This window comes from Inquilinus limosus, from assembly GCF_002195995.1.
Taxonomy (GTDB): domain Bacteria; phylum Pseudomonadota; class Alphaproteobacteria; order DSM-16000; family Inquilinaceae; genus Inquilinus; species Inquilinus limosus_C.
This window is the reverse complement of the sequence record NZ_NHON01000125.1, coordinates 1-14,652: the sequence shown is the minus strand read 5'-3', so window position 1 is coordinate 14,652 and position 14,652 is coordinate 1. Positions and strand designations below refer to the sequence as shown.

Below are 14,652 nucleotides of genomic sequence, written 5' to 3'. Positions count from 1 at the left end.
CCCTACCCCCCTCCCGCAGGGGGAGGGGGGACATTCTTTGTCTGTTCCCGCACAGCCATTCCCGGACCAGCATGAGCGAAGCGGAGATCGGCGCCGGCGCGCTCGCCGGCGACCACAGCATCAAGCCCGTCTCGTCGCACATCCCCTCCGGCCGCAAGACCGCGGGGCGATGGCTGATCGGGCTGGCCACCCTCGGCCTGGCAGCGATGGCGCTGCTGCAGGGGCTGGATTCGGCCGGCACCATCGTCCTCGGCTTCGAGAGCTGGCGGCCCCTGCTCTACACCTACCTCGCCTGGGCCGTGGCGCTCGGCGCCGGGCAGGTGATGATCCGGGGCGAGGCCGGGCACCGGGCGCTGTTCCTGCTGCCCGCCGTGCTGTTTACCGTGTCGATGGTGATCTTCCCCACCATCTTCGGCCTCTACATCGCCTTCACCGACTGGAACCTCAGCTCCTTCGCCGGACGGCAGCTCAACGGCCTCGACAACCTGCGCGCGCTGTGGGCCGACCCGTATTACTGGAACGCGCTCGGCAACATGGTCTGGTACGTGCTGGCGGTGCTGGTGCAATACGCCATCGCCTTCGGCCTGGCCCTGCTGCTGAACGCCGAGATCCGCGCCCGCAAGTTCTTCCGCGTCGCCTTCCTGATGCCGTTCATGCTGAGCCCGGTGGCGGTCAGCTGGATGATCGGCAAGTCGATCATGGAGTACCGCTTCGGCCCGGCGGCGTCGCTGGCCCGGTTCCTGGGCTGGGAGAACCCGGCCTTCTTCGCCTCGCCCTGGATGGCGCGGATCAGCATCATGGCGATGGATGGCTGGGTCTCGATCCCGTTCATCATGATCCTGCTGCTGGCCGGGCTGCAGGCCATCCCGAACGACATCCTGGAGGCGGCGCGGATCGACGGCGCCAAGGCCTGGCAGTCGCTCTGGAAGATCACCTTCCCGCTGATGCTGCCGGTCAGCGTCACCGCGGTGATCCTGCGGATCATCTTCGAGCTGAAGCTGGCCGACATCGTCATCAACGTCACCTCGGGCGGGCCTGGCGGCGCCACCGACACGGTGTCGAGCTTCATCTACCGCGAGTACCGGGACCGGTCGAATGTCGGCTACGGCACCATGCTGGCGCAGGTCTATTTCATCATGATCATCATCTTCGTGACCGGCCTCTTGAGCCTGGTCAGCCGCTGGATGCGGCGGCTGACATGAGCGGCGCCGCGACCTGGCGCGTCAAGCGCGTCTCCGGCCGCACGCTGCTGTATGGCGCGGCGCTGCTGTGGGCCTTCATCTCGCTGTTCCCGATCTACTGGACGGTGACGACCTCGTTCAAGACCGCGGTCGACGTCACCCAGGGGCACCTGATCCCCTTCATCGACTACCAGCCGGACTGGCGCGGCTGGCGGTCGCTGGGCCTGTCGCCGGACACGATCGGCGCCACCTCGACGGTGCGGGAGGAATTCCTGCTGCGCTTCGAGAACAGCGTCATCGCCTCGGTCGGCGCATCGCTGCTGGCGGTCGCCATCGGCTCGCTGGCCGCCTACGGCCTCAGCCGCTTCCGCTACAAATTCGGGCCGTGGCGCAACAAGGACATCTCGTTCTGGTTCCTGTCGCAGCTGATCCTGCCGCCGGTGGTTTTGGCGATGCCGTTCCTGGTGCTCTACAAGGAACTGGCGCTGCTGGACACACGGATCGGGCTGATCCTGGTCTATGCGCTGATGGTGCTGCCGATCGTGATCTGGATCATGCGCGACCAGTTCGCCACCATTCCGATCGAGCTGGAGGAGGCGGCGCGGGTCGACGGTGCGACGGTGTGGCAGGCCTTCCTGCGCATCGTGCTGCCGCTGGCCCTGCCGGGCATGGTGGCGGCCTTCATCCTGTCGGTGGTGCTGTGCTGGAACGAGTATTTCTTCGCCGCCCTCCTGACCAGCAGCGACGCCAAGACCCTGCCGGTGATGGTGGCCAGCCAGACCGGGTCCCAGGGCATCAACTGGTGGTCGATGGCGGCGCTGTCGACCGCGGCGATCGCGCCGCTGGCCGTCATCGGCATCTTCCTCGAGCGCTACATCATCCGCGGCCTGACCGCGGGCGCGGTGAAATAGAGCGGGGTTTTGGCGCTCCCGCTTGCGATTCTAAACACTGTCATTGCGAGCGCAGCGAAGCAATCCATGGAGCAGCTCGTGCGGGCCGATGGATTGCTTCGTCGGCTTCGCCTCCTCGCAATGACGGCGAAGGGTGAGCGTTATGAAGGCGTGATCGAATGCCTGGGAGCGGCCTCCCCTCACCAGCAGACGAAGCCGCCGTCGACGATCAGGTCGACGCCGGTGCAGAAGGACGAGGCGGCGCTGGCCAGGAACACGGCCGGGCCGACCAGCTCGTCCACCGTCGCCATCCGGCCCAGCGGCGTGTCGCGCTCGAAGATCTTGCGCTGCTCGGCCACCTCGGGCCGCAGGTTCATCGGGGTCAGCGTGTAGCCGGGGCTGATCGCGTTCACGCGAAGGCCGCGATCGGCCCATTCCATCGCCAGGCTCTTGGTCAGGTGAATCACCCCGGCCTTGGAGGTGTTGTAATGCGCCTGCAGCAGGCCGCGATTGACGATCGAGCCGGACATCGAGGCGATGTTGACGATCGAGCCGCGCTGGCGCGGCAGCATCACCCGCGCCTCGGCCTGCGCCGACAGGAAGACCCCGGTCAGGTTGACGTCGATGGTGCGCTGCCATTGCGCCTCCGGCAGGTCCTCCGCCGCCGTGGCGTTGGCGATGCCGGCGCAGTTCACCGCGACTGTCAGTTCGCCGAGCTGGGCCTCGACCGCGTCGACCGCCTTGGCGAGGTCGGCGGCCTGGGTCACGTCGCCGGTCAGGGTCAGCGCCCGGCGGCCCAGCGCCCGGATGCGGCCGGCGGTGTCGGCGAGGCCCGCTTCCGACGCCGCCAGGTCGAACAGGGCGACGTCCGCGCCGGCCTCGGCCAGGCCGATGGCGATGCGCTGGCCGATACCGCTGCCGGCGCCGGTGACGAAGGCGATCTGATCATCGAGCCGGAAGAGCTGCACGGTCGGATGTTCCCTTGCTTCAGCGGGTTGCGAGTTCCATCACCGCGACGCGGCTGGCCTGATCGCGGTCGAGGATGCCCTGGTTGCGGCCGCGGGCCAGCACCATGATCCGGTGCGACAGGCCCAGCACCTCGTCGAGGTCGGAGCTGACCACCACCACCGCCATGCCGGAGGCGGCGAGGCCGGCGATCACGTCATAGATCGCGGCCCGGGCGCCGACATCGATGCCGCGGGTCGGCTCGTCCAGGATGAACACCTTGGGGTCGCGCGCGATCCATTTCGCGATCACGACCTTCTGCTGGTTGCCGCCCGACAGGTTGCCGGCGCGCTGGCCGGGGGTGCCCTTCACCCCCATCCGCGCGATCAGGTCGGCGGCGAAGCCGCGCACCCGGCTGGGGCTGATCCAGCCGCCCGGGGCGATGCGGTCGAAATTGGCATAGGCGATGTTGTCGGCGATGGTGTGGTCCAGCACCACGCCCTGCAGCTTGCGGTCCTCCGGCACCAGCATCACGCCGGCGCGGATCGCGTCGGACGGGCCGCGCAGGTCGACCGGCCTGCCGTCCACCGCCACCGTGCCCGACGCCACCGGGTCGGCGCCGACGACGCCGCGCACCAGCTCGGTCCGGCCGGCGCCGACGATGCCGGCGATGCCGAACACCTCGCCCGCCCGCACGGCGAAGCTGATGTCGCGGAAGGCGCCGTCGGCCGAGGTGAGGCCGGAGACCTCCAGCCGCGCCTGCTGCCCCGGCACCGAGACGGACGGGAACATCCGGTCGACGCTGCGGCCGACCATCTGCTCGACCAGCACCTTCACCGGCACCTGCGCCGTGTCATGGGTGGCGACCAGCCGCCCGTCGCGCAGCACCGCGACGCGGTCGGCGATGCGGGCGATCTCGTCCAGCCGGTGGCTGATATAGATGAAGGAGACGCCGTCGCGCTTCAGCCGCTCGATCTGCTGGAACAGCCGCTCGGTCTCCTCCCCGCCCAGCGCGGCGGTCGGCTCGTCCAGGATCAGCAGGCGCGAGTTCAGGGTCAGGGCCTTGGCGATCTCGACCTGCTGCTGGGCGGCCACCCGCAGCTCGCGCACCAGCCTGGTCGGCGCGATGTCGAGGCCCAGGCGCCGCAGTTGCTCGCCGGCACGGCGGTTCATCTCCGCCCGGTCGATCCGGCCGCCCTTGCTCGGCAGCCGGCCGACGAACACGTTCTCCGCGATCGTCAGGTCCGGCAGCAGCTTCATCTCCTGATGGATCAGGCCGATGCCGGCGGCGATCGCCTCCCCCGGCGCGGCCGGGGCATAGGGCCGCCCCTGCCAGGCCATCGTGCCGGCGCTGGGCGGCACCAGGCCGGAGATGATCGAGGACAGGGTGGACTTGCCGGCGCCGTTCTCGCCCAGGAGCGCCAGCACCTCGCCCGGACGGATGTCGAGGTCGACGCCCTCCAGCACGGTGACGGCGCCATAGGCCTTGCCGATGCCGCGGATGGAGAGCCCCTCGGGGCCCTCCGCCACGGCGGCGCGAACGGTCGCCGCACTAGCCATTACGGGTGCTTCTCGATGAAGCCGGCGACGTTGTCCTTGGTCGTCAGCGTCGCCGCCTGCAGCTGCTCCGCCGGCACGGTCTTGCCGTCCGCCAGCTCCAGCGCCGATTGCAGCGCCAGACGGCCCATCTGCTGGGTGGTCTGGGTCATGGTCGCGTCCAGCGTGCCGGCCTGCACGGCCTTCAGCCCGGCGACATCGCCGTCGAAGCCGAAGATCCAGGTCTTGTGGTCGAGATTGGCCACCTTCACCGCCTGGGCCGCGCCCAGCGCCAGCGCGTCGGCCCGGCCGAAGAACACCGAGATGTCCGGGTCGCGCTGCAGCATGTCCTGGGCGATGTTGAAGCCCTCATCCTGCATCCACATGGTGCTGGCCTGCTTGGCCACCACCTTGAGGTCCGGGCACTTGGCCAGCGCCTCGGTGAAGCCCTTGTCGCGGTCCTGCTCCGGCGTGGTGCCGAGCTGGCCCTGGACGATGGCGACATTGCCCTTGCCGCCGGTGACTTTGCAGACGTACTCGCCCAGCGTGCGGGCGGCGGCGACGCTGTCGGTGGCGATGAAGGTGTCGCCCGGCGCGTCGGCCGGGTTGCGGTCGACCGCGACCACCGGGATGCCGGCCGCCTTGGCGGCCTTGACCGGCACGCTGGCGGCGGTGGCGCCGGCCGGGATGTAGATCAGCGCGTCGATCTGCTGGGTGATCAGGTCCTGGATCTGGCTGACCTGGGTGGCGGAATCGCCCTTGGCGTCGACGGTGACGACCTTGATCCCCTGTTCCTTGGCCGAGGCCTCGACCGACTGCTTGATCTGGTTGAAGAAGTCGGCCTGCAGGTTGGCGACGGCCAGGCCGATCACCTTGTCCTTGGCCCAGGCGGGGCTGCCGAGGGCGGTGCCGGCCAGCAAGGCCAGCGCGGCGACGGCGATACGGGTCTTCATGGGGTCATCCTCTCCTGTTGCGACGGTCTTTCCGTCTTTGTCCCGGTCAGCGGTTGTTGCGCCGGCCGAGGGTGTCGAAGGTGACGGCGGCGGCGATCACCAGGCCGATCACCACCTGCTGCACGAAGGGCGAGACGCCGAGCAGGTTCAGCCCGTTGCGCAGCACGCCGATGATCAGGACGCCGACCACCGTGCCGCCGATGCTGCCGACGCCGCCCGACAGGCTGGCGCCGCCGATCACGACCGCGGCGATGGTGTCGAGCTCGTAGCCCAGGCCGGCGCTGGGCTGCGAGGAGTCGAGGCGCGAGGCCAGCGCCATGCCGGCGACGCCGGCCAGCGCCCCGGCCGCGGCGTAGACCGCGATCGTCACCCGGCCGACATGGATGCCGGCCAGGCGGGCCACCTCGCGGCTGCCGCCGATGGCGTAGAGGTTGCGGCCGCTGGGCCGGAAGGTCAGGTAGAGCCAGCTGACCACGACCAGCACCAGGAACAGCGCCACGGTCAGCGACAGGAAGCCGAAATTGCGCACGGTGGCGAGCGCCGTGAACCAGTCGGGATAGCCGACGATCTGGGTGCCGTCGGTCAGGATGTTGGCCAGGCCGCGGGCCACCGACATCATGGTCAGCGTGGCGATGAAGGCGGGCAGCCGCGCCATGGTGATCAGCAGGCCGGAGGCCAGGCCGCAAACCGCGCCGGCGCCGATGCCGAGCAGGATGGCCAGGGCCATCGGCAGCTCCATGTCGCGCGCCAGCCAGCCCATCACCATCATCGACAGCGCCAGGACCGACCCGACCGACAGGTCGATGCCGCCGATCACGATCACCGCCGTCATGCCGATGGCGAGGATGCCCAGCACGGTGACCTGGTCCAGCACGTTCAGGCCGTTGCGGATCGACAGGAAATGGTCGGAGGTGAAAGAGAAGATCACGCACAGCAGGATCAGGCCGATCAGCGGGCCCTGGGCGCCGCTGGTCAGGCTGAACCGCGGCAGGAACGTCCTGTTGGCCGGTCGGTCGATGCGCGCTTCCATTCCCTACATCCCTTTTCGTGTCACCCGGCGGGGCAGATCAGCGCCCCGCCGCCTCCGGCGGCATGCCGGAGGCGCGCCGCACCGCCCGCCGCCAGCCGTCCCGCTCGGCCCGGCGCCGATCCGCCGGCATCGCCGGGGCGAAGCCGTGGCGGTCGCGCGGCAGCGCCGCGAGGCCGTCCCAGCTCCAGACCCCGGCGCCGAGCCCTGCGAGATGCGCCGCGCCCAGCGCCGACAGCTCGGCCGTGTCCGACCGCAGCACCTCGCAGCCCGCCAGGTCGGCCAGCGCCTGCAGCAGCACCGGGTTGCGGGTCGGCCCGCCATCGACATGCAGCGCCCGCACCTGCCCGACGCTACGGTCGATCGCCTCGACCACGTCGGCGATCTGGTGCGGGATCGATTCCAGCGCCGCGCGGGCGACCGCCGCCCGGCCGCTGCCGAGGGTGAAGCCGGCCAGGAGGCCGACCGCGTTCAAATCCCACCATGGCGCGCCGAGGCCGTTGAAGCCGGGCACCAGGAACACGCCGTCGCTGGAAGCGTCCGCCGCGAGGTCCGCCAGATCCTGGGTCGACAGGCCCAGCAGCTCCGCCGCCCAGCGCAGGGTCGACCCGGCCGAGCGGATATTGCCTTCCGCCGCCAGCGCCGGACGGCCATCGACCGACCAGGCGATGGTGAGGCACAGGCCGGGATCCAGCGCCTCGGCCCGGTCGATCAGCCCCATGACGGAGGAGCCGGTGCCCATGGTGGCCTTGATCTGGCCGGGGGCGAAGGCGCCATGGGCGAACAGCGCCGCATGGGAATCGCCCAGCACCGCCGCCACCGGCACGCCGTCCGGCAGCGGGTCGAGGCCGCGGACCGACGGGAACGGGCCGGTCGAGGACACCACGCGTGGCAGCGCCGCCTCCGGCACGCCGAACAGGTCCATCAGGTCGGGGTCCCAGGCGGCGCGGCGGACATCCAGCAGCTGGGTGCGCGAGGCGTTGCCGGCCTCGGTCACCGCCTCGCCGCCGAAGCGGCTGAGCAGCCAGGCATCGACCGTACCCAGACAGATCTCGCCGGATTTCGCCCGGACCCGGTCCGGGTCGAGCGTGTCGAGCAGCCATTTGGCCTTGGCCGCCGAGAACATCGGGTCCATCGGCAGGCCGCTGCGCTCGCGCACCAGCCGCTCGGCATCGGGCGACCGCAGCGCCTCGCACAGCGCGCCGGTACGCTGGTCCTGCCAGCTGATCAGCGGCGACAGCGCCCGGCCGGTGCGGCGATCCCACATCAGCAGGGATTCGCGCTGGGTGCTGAAGCCGACCGCGGCGACCGACTTCGGATCCCGGCCCTGCAGGCAGGCGGCCACCGCGGCGCGCACGCTGTCCCAGATCGCCGCCGGGTCCTGCTCGACCCAGCCCGGCTTCGGATGCGTCTCGCCCAGCGGCGCGGAACCCCGCGCCACCACCGCGCCCGCGGCATCGACCAGCAGCGCCTTGGTGGAGCTGGTGCCCTGGTCGATGGCGAGGACGAAGCCCATGGTCAGGCCACCAGCTCGCGGGCGGCGGCGGCGATGCCGGCCGCGTTCAGCCCGAAATGGTCCAGCAGGAAGGCGGCGCTGCCGGTCGGGGCGAAGCCGGTGACGCCGAGGATGCGCATCGGCACCGGCCGGCCCTGCACCACGACCTCCGCCACCGCACCGCCGAGGCCGCCCTGCACCACCGCCTCCTCGACGGTGACGATGCGGCCGGTCTCGGCCGCGGCGCGCAGCAGCGGCTCGGGGTCGAGCGGCTTGAGGGTGGATACGTTCAGCACACGGGCCTCAACCCCCTGCCCGGCCAGAAGCTCCGCCGCCTCGAGCGCCCGCGACACCATGGTCCCGGTCGCCACCAGCGTGACGTCGCCGCCGTCGCGCAATTGCTGCGTCGCGCCGCCGTTAAAACTGGAACCGGCCGGCGTCACCTCCGGCACCGGAAAGCGGCCGATGCGCAGGAACACCGGGCGGCCCGCATCGACGGCCCAGCGCACCGCCGCGCGGGTCTGGGCCGGGTCGGCCGGCACCATCACCGTCAGCTCGGCGATCGCCCGGGTCCAGGCCAGGTCCTCGATCGAATGATGGGTCGGCCCCAGCTCGCCATAGGCCATGCCCGGGCTCATGCCGCACAGCACCATCGGATACTGGCTGTAGGCCGCGTCGGCCTTGATCTGCTCCAGCGCCCGGCCGGTCAGGAAGGGCGAGGCGGCGCAGACGAAGGGCACGAAGCCGCCATTGGCCAGGCCGGCGGCGACCCCGACCATGGCCTGCTCGGCGATGCCGACATTGACCAGCCGGTCCGGAAACTCGGCGGCGAAGCCGGTCAGGTTGCTGGAGCCGACGGAGTCGTTGCACACGGCGACGATGCGCCGGTCGGTCCGCGCCAGCTCGGCCAGGGTCTCGGCGAAGGCCTTGCGGCAGTCGAAGGTGCCGGGCTTGGCGACGACATCCGCACTCATCGGGCGATCTCCGCCAGGGCCTGCTCGATCTGCGCCGGCGACGGCACCTTGTGGTGCCACTCGACGCGGTCTTCCATGAAGGACACGCCCTTCCCCTTGATCGTGCGGGCGATGACGCAGCGCGGCCTGCCGGCCGGCGCGACGGTGAAGGCGTCCCACAGCGCGGCGTGGTCGTGGCCGTCCAGCTCGACCGTCTCCCAGCCGAAGGCCCGCCACTTGTCGGCCAGCGGCTCCAGCCGGTTGGTGTCCTCGGTGCGGGCGCCCTGCTGCAGCCGGTTGCGGTCGACGATGGCCGTGAGATTGTCCAGGCGGCGATGGCCGGCGGACATCGCCGCCTCCCAGTTGCTGCCCTCCTGCAGCTCGCCGTCGCCGAGGACGACGAAGGTGCGCCAGGGGGTGCTGCTCAGCCGCGCCGCGATGGCGGAGCCGAGGCCGATCGGCAGGCCGTGGCCCAGCGGGCCGGTGTTCGCCTCCACCCCCGGCACCTTGCGCCGGTTCGGGTGGCCGTTCAGCACCGACAGCGGCTTCATGAAGCTGCCCAGCAGATCGGCCGGGATAAGGCCGCGCAGCGCCAGCGTGCTGTACAGCGCCGCGGCGCAATGGCCCTTGCTGAGGATGAAGCGGTCGCGGTCGGGCCGCGTCGGATTCGCAGGGTCGAGGTCGAGCACGCCGAAGAACAGCGTCGCCAGGATGTCGGTCACCGACAGGTCGCCGCCGACATGGCCGAGGCCGGCCTGCCCGATCATGCGCAGCACGGAGGCGCGGATCTCCGCCGCCGCCCCGGCCAGGAGGCGCGTCCGCTCGGCCCCGTCCGCCGCGGCGATGCGCGCCGGGTCGAGGACCGTGTCGGGAACGAATGAGGGCTTGGGGTCGAGCACCGCTCCTCCGGTTTGAATAATTATTCATACTCAGATTTAAATTCATGCTATCCATGAGTCGGAAGCGCGTCAAGCCGCTCGGCCGGACCATCCGGGCAATGGCTGAAAGGGTGATGCCGTCCCGACGCTTGCCTCTTGCCGTGAAGCCCTTTCAGAGTTCCCGACACCGTCATTGCGAGCGCAGCGAAGCAATCCAGGGGCCAGTGCGAACCGGCCCCTGGATTGCTTCGTCGGCTTCGCCTCCTCGCAATGACGGCGAGAGTGGATGGTGAAAAGGTTTCGCTTACCGCACAGCCCCCTTGACCGGACAACAGCTAGCGTCTGAATAATCAAACTGTGATGCATAAATTTTCGAGTCGGCCAAGCCGGCGCCAGACGATCGAGGCAGCCTTCCGATGAGCCGCATCAACGAGCTTCGCCTGATCACCCGGGTGGCGCAGATGTACTATGTCGACCGGCTGAAGCAGTCCGATATCTCGCAGCGTCTGCACATCTCGCAGGCCACGATCTCGCGCCTGCTGAAGCGGGCCGAGGACGAGTCGATCGTCCGCATCACCATCAACGCGCCGCGCGGCACCTATGTCGATCTGGAGACGGGGCTGCGCGACCGCTTCGGCCTGGCCGAGGCGATCGTCGCCGAATGCGGCGAGGACCGCGAGGATTCGATCCTGGCCGGCATCGGCGACGCCGCGGCGCATTTCCTGGAGACGACGCTGGACCCGGGCGAGGTGATCGGCATCTCGTCCTGGAGCGCGTCGCTGCTGCGCATGGTCGACGCGATCAATCCGCTGAAGCGGGTGGCGGCCGAGCGGGTGGTACAGATGCTGGGCGGCATGGGCAACCCCGCGGTGCAGGGCCACGCCACCCACCTGACCACCCGCCTGGCCCAGCTGACCGGGTCGCAGCCCCAGCTCCTCCCCGCCCCCGGCGTCGCCGGCTCGGCCTCGGCCAAGCGCGCCCTCCTGGCCGACCCCTATGTCCGGGCGACGATGGAGCAGTGGCGGCGCATCACCCTGGCGCTGGTCGGCATCGGCGCGGTCGAGCCGTCGAAGATGCTGGCCAACAGCGGCAACGTCTTCACTGGCGCGGAGCTGGAGGCCGTGGCCGAAAGCGGCGGCGTCGGCGACATCTGCCTGCGCTTCTTCGGCGCCTATGGCGCCCCGGTGCAGACGCCGCTGGACGAGCGCGTGATCTCGATGGCGCTGGACGAGATCGGCACCATCCCGCGCATCGTCGGCGTCGCCGGCGGCGCCCGCAAGGTGGCGGCGATCCGCGGCGCGCTTCTGGGCCGCCACATCAACATCCTGATCACCGACCGCTTCACGGCGGAGAAGCTGCTGGCCCAGTCCGACGGCGACTTCGCCCGCTAGAACACACATCCGGGAGAGACCCCATGCCCCGCTTCACCGACAAGACCGTCGTCATCACCGGCGCCAGCCGCGGCATCGGCGCCGCCATCGCCCGCCGCTTCGCCGCCGAGGGTGCGTCCGTGCTGCTGGCCGCGAACGAGCCGAGCGTCGCCGACGCCGCGGCCCGGATCGCGGCCGAGGGCGGCCGCACCGCGTCCTTCGTCGCCGACATCACCGACCCGGCCCAGGTCGCGGCGCTCTATGACGAGGCGGAGCGGCAGTTCGGCAAGGTCGACATCTCGATCCAGAATGCCGGCGTCATCACCATCGCCCGGATCGAGGACATGACCGAGGCCGAGTGGGACAAGGTGCTGGCGGTCAACACCAAGGGCGTCTTCCTGTGCTGCCAGGAGGCGATCCGCCGGATCCGCAGGCACGGGCGCGGCGGAAGGCTGATCAACACCGCGTCGGGCCAGGCGCGGCAGGGCTTCGTCTTCACGCCGCATTACGCCGCGTCGAAGTTCGGCGTGGTCGGGGTGACCCAGAGCCTGGCCAAGGAGGTGGCAAAGGAGGGCATCACCGTGAACGCCTTCTGCCCCGGCATCATCGACACCGACATGTGGGCCTACAACGACGCCGCCTGGGGCAAGCTCTTGGGCGACTACAAGCCGGGCGAGCTGATGGCGGAATGGGTGCGCGGCATCCCGATGGGCCGCGCCGGCAGCGGCGAGGACGTGGCCGGGCTGGTGGCCTTCCTGGCCAGCGACGACGCCGCCTACATCACCGGCCAGACCATCAATGTCGATGGCGGCCTGATCATGTCGTGAGGCTTTCCGCCGGTTTCGATCGGGTGCCACACACATCCGATAAACCGCCCATGGATAAGATTCCCGCTTTCAGGTGTTGGTAGGGAGACCGTCGACCGAAGGGAGAGCTGGCGAGATGGAGAGCCGAGAGCCCTTGCCCCGCGTCCTGATCGTCGAGGATGACGCCTGGCTCGCCGCGATGCTGGCGGACATCGCCGCCTCTGCCGGGGTCGAGGTGGTCGGCCCGGTCAGCACGCTGCACGATGCGGTCCGGATCGCCAGCTCGGAGCGGCTGGATGCCGCGCTGCTCGACATCGGGCTGGGCCGGACGGAGGTCTATGCCGCCGCCGATGTGCTGGAGGAGCGCGACATCCCCTTCGCCTTCGTCACCGGCCGGACGGAGGCGGAGATCGAGCTGCTGCACCGCGGCCGCCCGGTCTGGAGCAAGCCGTTCCTGCAGCAGCAGATCGCCAACGGACTGAAGGAGCTGATCGGGCAGCGGTGAGCGCCCCGTGGGCGACCGCTTACCGCGAAGCGCCTTCAGCAAGGCGGCGGCACGACCGGCGAAGTAGAACGTGCTGGCGGCGAAGAGCGTCTAGAAGAGATTGTCGAAGACGGCCACACCCCCGCCGCCGAGGGCGATGATCCACAGGCCGCCGCTCCCCCGTGGCAGGATGATCTTCCAGCCTTCATAGCCCGAGGAGTTGCTGAACGCCTCCAGCCGAACGCCTGCTTCGAAGTCGAGCGTGAGATCGGCCGTCTCCTGATGGACCGTGACCCTGGTGATCGCCTTGCCGGCGAGCAGCCGGTTCGCCTCGGCTTCCCCATCGACCGGAGATGGCAGGCCGAAGCGTTGGCCGTCATCCTCGTCGGCGAATGCGATCCTTCCCTCGGCGATGATCCGCCATGGGATCGGCAGGGAGACATTCGCCCCGCCATCCAGATTGATCGCCCAATCCGCTTCGCGGCGCTCGACCGAGCAACGGCGGCCGACCATATTCTGCTCGAGCGTGACACGCCAATCGTCGTCCATCGGGCGATGGTCTCACCCGCCGGCGACGGTCGCAACGGGTGCGACGACCGTGCGGATCACATCGCGCGCCGCGAGGCCGCGATCGTCCGCCCGAGGCGCTGCGCCAGGGCCGAACCCGGCGTGCCCAGCGCTGTGGCAATGCTCATATGGTTCTCTCCGGGCAGGGCGTCGAAGCCGGCCTCGACGCCCGCCGCGGTCAGGCGCTCCGCGAAGGCTTGGCCCTGGGCCAGGAAGGGCGGCGTCTCGTCGGCCCCGGCCACGACATCCACCACCGGCCCCGGCACCGGCGTCGCCGCCAGCGGCGACCAGGCCGCCACCTCTTCCGCCGTCAGCCTGATCTCCGGCTGCAGGAAGCTGCGCGTGATCGGGTCGAGGTCGTAGATGCCGCTGACCAGCAGCAGCGACCGCACCGGTGCGACCGGCGCGGCCGGCGCGGCCGGCGCGGCCGGCGCCGCCGCCTCCCCCGCCCCACGGCAGGCCAGGAGGCTGGCGAGATGGGCGCCGGCGGAGGCGCCGCTGGCGCTGAGCGCCGCCGGATCGCCGCCCCACCGGCCGGCATTCGCCGCCAGCCACGCCACGGCCCGGCGGACCTGGCCGACCAGCGTCGCCATCCGGGCCTTCGGCATCAGCGAATAGTCGATGATGGCGGCGATCGCGCCATGGGCGGTGACCGCGTCGGCGACGAAGGCGAAGTCGAGCTTGGAGAAGGCGCGCCAATAGCCGCCATGGATGAAGGCATGGACCGGGAACGGCCCCTGCCCCTCCGCCGGCAGGTACAGGTCCAGCGTCTTCGTCCGGATGGTCGCCATAGGCCAGGTCGCGCACGCCGCGCAGCGACTGCCTTGTGCGCTCGCTGGCCCGGCGATAGGCGGCGACGTGGCTTTCGAAATCCGGCACATGGGCGCGGATCATGAAGGGATCGGTCATGGCAGGGCGGCCTCGGTGACGGAGAGGGAGTCAGTCGAACAGACAGCGGCGCCCGGCAGGTCCAGCGCTTCCAGCGCCGCTGTCTGTTCGACTGACTCCCTCTCCGTCACCGAGGCCGCCCTGCCATGACCGATCCCTTCATGATCCGCGCCCATGTGCCGGATTTCGAAAGCCACGTCGCCGCCTATCGCCGGGCCAGCGAGCGCANCGCCGCGGACCGGGCCGGCGGCGCCGCGGACCGGCCGCGCCGCCTCGCCGATGTCGGGGCAGGTCTCGCCGGCCGTGGCGGCGACGCGCTGCCCGCCCTCGGCCCGGATCGCGGCCACCAGCTCCGGCAGGGTCAGCGGCCGGGCGGAATCGCGCCGCGGCCGGGCATGCGCGGCCAGGAGCCAGCGCAGCCGGCGTTCCGGCAGCTCGGCCACCAAGAGGCGGCCGGCCAGGGTCCAGTTCACCGGCGTGCGGCCGCCGACCACGATGGGCGCCGCACCGGGCGCGGCCCGGCCGAGGGCGATGGTGCAGCGCTCGCCATGCAGCACGGCCAGCGCCGCGGCGCATTTCCTGGAGACGACGCTGGACCCGGGCGAGGTGATCGGCATCTCGTCCTGGAGCGCGTCGCTGCTGCGCATGGTCGACGCGATCAATCCGCTGAAGCGGGTGG

General features: G+C 70.5%; 14 protein-coding genes. 5 read left to right on the top strand and 9 right to left on the bottom strand.

The window, feature by feature from the left end:
- Positions 1-71 precede the first annotated feature (71 nt).
- A complete protein-coding gene (locus tag BWR60_RS32905) occupies positions 72-1,202 on the top strand; it encodes a carbohydrate ABC transporter permease (RefSeq protein WP_088157021.1) in 1,131 nt (376 codons plus the stop codon).
- Complete coding sequence (locus BWR60_RS32900; RefSeq protein ID WP_088157019.1) at positions 1,199-2,092, top strand: carbohydrate ABC transporter permease; 894 nt, start codon at positions 1,199-1,201, stop codon at positions 2,090-2,092. The genes BWR60_RS32905 and BWR60_RS32900 overlap by 4 nt, the downstream gene beginning before the upstream one ends.
- A gap of 179 nt (positions 2,093-2,271) precedes the next feature.
- On the opposite strand, the gene BWR60_RS32895 is transcribed toward BWR60_RS32900, so the two are convergent.
- The 7 genes from BWR60_RS32895 to BWR60_RS32865 are packed head-to-tail and all read right to left on the bottom strand — an operon-like array spanning position 2,272 to position 9,879.
- Entirely contained in the window at positions 2,272-3,039 is a 768-nt protein-coding gene (locus BWR60_RS32895; protein WP_088157017.1) for an SDR family oxidoreductase, read from the bottom strand.
- Positions 3,040-3,058: 19 nt separating this feature from the next.
- The gene (locus BWR60_RS32890; protein WP_088157015.1) at positions 3,059-4,576 is read right to left on the bottom strand and encodes a sugar ABC transporter ATP-binding protein; all 1,518 of its coding nucleotides are present in this window, start codon (positions 4,574-4,576) and stop codon (positions 3,059-3,061) included.
- A complete protein-coding gene (locus tag BWR60_RS32885; RefSeq protein WP_088157013.1) occupies positions 4,576-5,505 on the bottom strand; it encodes a sugar ABC transporter substrate-binding protein in 930 nt (309 codons plus the stop codon). The genes BWR60_RS32890 and BWR60_RS32885 overlap by 1 nt, the downstream gene beginning before the upstream one ends.
- Before the next feature lie 46 nt (positions 5,506-5,551).
- On the bottom strand, positions 5,552-6,535 hold the full coding sequence (locus tag BWR60_RS32880; RefSeq protein WP_088157011.1) for an ABC transporter permease: 984 nt from the start codon (positions 6,533-6,535) through the stop codon (positions 5,552-5,554).
- A gap of 37 nt (positions 6,536-6,572) precedes the next feature.
- Positions 6,573-8,048, bottom strand: coding sequence for an FGGY-family carbohydrate kinase (locus BWR60_RS32875; RefSeq protein ID WP_088157009.1), 1,476 nt, complete (start codon positions 8,046-8,048; stop codon positions 6,573-6,575).
- 2 nt (positions 8,049-8,050) lie between these two features.
- Positions 8,051-9,001, bottom strand: coding sequence for a transketolase family protein (locus BWR60_RS32870; RefSeq protein WP_088157007.1), 951 nt, complete (start codon positions 8,999-9,001; stop codon positions 8,051-8,053).
- Positions 8,998-9,879, bottom strand: coding sequence for a transketolase (locus BWR60_RS32865; RefSeq protein ID WP_218823790.1), 882 nt, complete (start codon positions 9,877-9,879; stop codon positions 8,998-9,000). Before BWR60_RS32865 ends, BWR60_RS32870 begins: the two co-directional genes overlap by 4 nt.
- A 395-nt stretch (positions 9,880-10,274) precedes the next feature.
- Between BWR60_RS32865 and BWR60_RS32860 the strand changes: the two genes are divergently transcribed.
- From BWR60_RS32860 to BWR60_RS32850, 3 genes are all read left to right on the top strand, one after another.
- Positions 10,275-11,249 carry a sugar-binding transcriptional regulator gene (locus BWR60_RS32860; protein ID WP_088157005.1) on the top strand — a complete coding sequence of 325 codons (975 nt, stop codon included), beginning with the start codon at positions 10,275-10,277 and terminating at the stop codon, positions 11,247-11,249.
- A gap of 23 nt (positions 11,250-11,272) precedes the next feature.
- The gene (locus BWR60_RS32855) at positions 11,273-12,055 is read left to right on the top strand and encodes a glucose 1-dehydrogenase (RefSeq protein ID WP_088157003.1); all 783 of its coding nucleotides are present in this window, start codon (positions 11,273-11,275) and stop codon (positions 12,053-12,055) included.
- A gap of 133 nt (positions 12,056-12,188) precedes the next feature.
- A complete protein-coding gene (locus tag BWR60_RS32850; RefSeq protein WP_179222051.1) occupies positions 12,189-12,539 on the top strand; it encodes a response regulator in 351 nt (116 codons plus the stop codon).
- Positions 12,540-12,629: 90 nt separating this feature from the next.
- On the opposite strand, the gene BWR60_RS32845 is transcribed toward BWR60_RS32850, so the two are convergent.
- Both BWR60_RS32845 and BWR60_RS32840 read right to left on the bottom strand, forming a co-directional pair.
- On the bottom strand, positions 12,630-13,067 hold the full coding sequence (locus tag BWR60_RS32845) for a DUF6188 family protein (RefSeq protein WP_088156999.1): 438 nt from the start codon (positions 13,065-13,067) through the stop codon (positions 12,630-12,632).
- Between the two features lie 56 nt (positions 13,068-13,123).
- Positions 13,124-13,876: an alpha/beta hydrolase gene (locus tag BWR60_RS32840; RefSeq protein ID WP_218823789.1), complete on the bottom strand. Its 753-nt coding sequence runs from the start codon at positions 13,874-13,876 to the stop codon at positions 13,124-13,126.
- Positions 13,877-14,652: the final 776 nt, after the last annotated feature.

Excerpts from the sequence above, each read along its gene's own strand:
- BWR60_RS32905 (WP_088157021.1), top strand. The coding sequence starts at position 72 with ATGAGCGAAGCGGAGATCGGCGCCGGCGCGCTCGCCGGCGACCACAGC.
- BWR60_RS32900 (WP_088157019.1), top strand. The coding sequence starts at position 1,199 with ATGAGCGGCGCCGCGACCTGGCGCGTCAAGCGCGTCTCCGGCCGCACG.
- BWR60_RS32890 (WP_088157015.1), bottom strand. The coding sequence starts at position 4,576 with ATGGCTAGTGCGGCGACCGTTCGCGCCGCCGTGGCGGAGGGCCCCGAG.
- BWR60_RS32885 (WP_088157013.1), bottom strand. The coding sequence starts at position 5,505 with ATGAAGACCCGTATCGCCGTCGCCGCGCTGGCCTTGCTGGCCGGCACC.
- BWR60_RS32880 (WP_088157011.1), bottom strand. The coding sequence starts at position 6,535 with ATGGAAGCGCGCATCGACCGACCGGCCAACAGGACGTTCCTGCCGCGG.
- BWR60_RS32875 (WP_088157009.1), bottom strand. The coding sequence starts at position 8,048 with ATGGGCTTCGTCCTCGCCATCGACCAGGGCACCAGCTCCACCAAGGCG.
- BWR60_RS32870 (WP_088157007.1), bottom strand. The coding sequence starts at position 9,001 with ATGAGTGCGGATGTCGTCGCCAAGCCCGGCACCTTCGACTGCCGCAAG.
- BWR60_RS32860 (WP_088157005.1), top strand. The coding sequence starts at position 10,275 with ATGAGCCGCATCAACGAGCTTCGCCTGATCACCCGGGTGGCGCAGATG.
- BWR60_RS32855 (WP_088157003.1), top strand. The coding sequence starts at position 11,273 with ATGCCCCGCTTCACCGACAAGACCGTCGTCATCACCGGCGCCAGCCGC.
- BWR60_RS32845 (WP_088156999.1), bottom strand. The coding sequence starts at position 13,067 with ATGGACGACGATTGGCGTGTCACGCTCGAGCAGAATATGGTCGGCCGC.
- BWR60_RS32840 (WP_218823789.1), bottom strand. The coding sequence starts at position 13,876 with ATGGCGACCATCCGGACGAAGACGCTGGACCTGTACCTGCCGGCGGAG.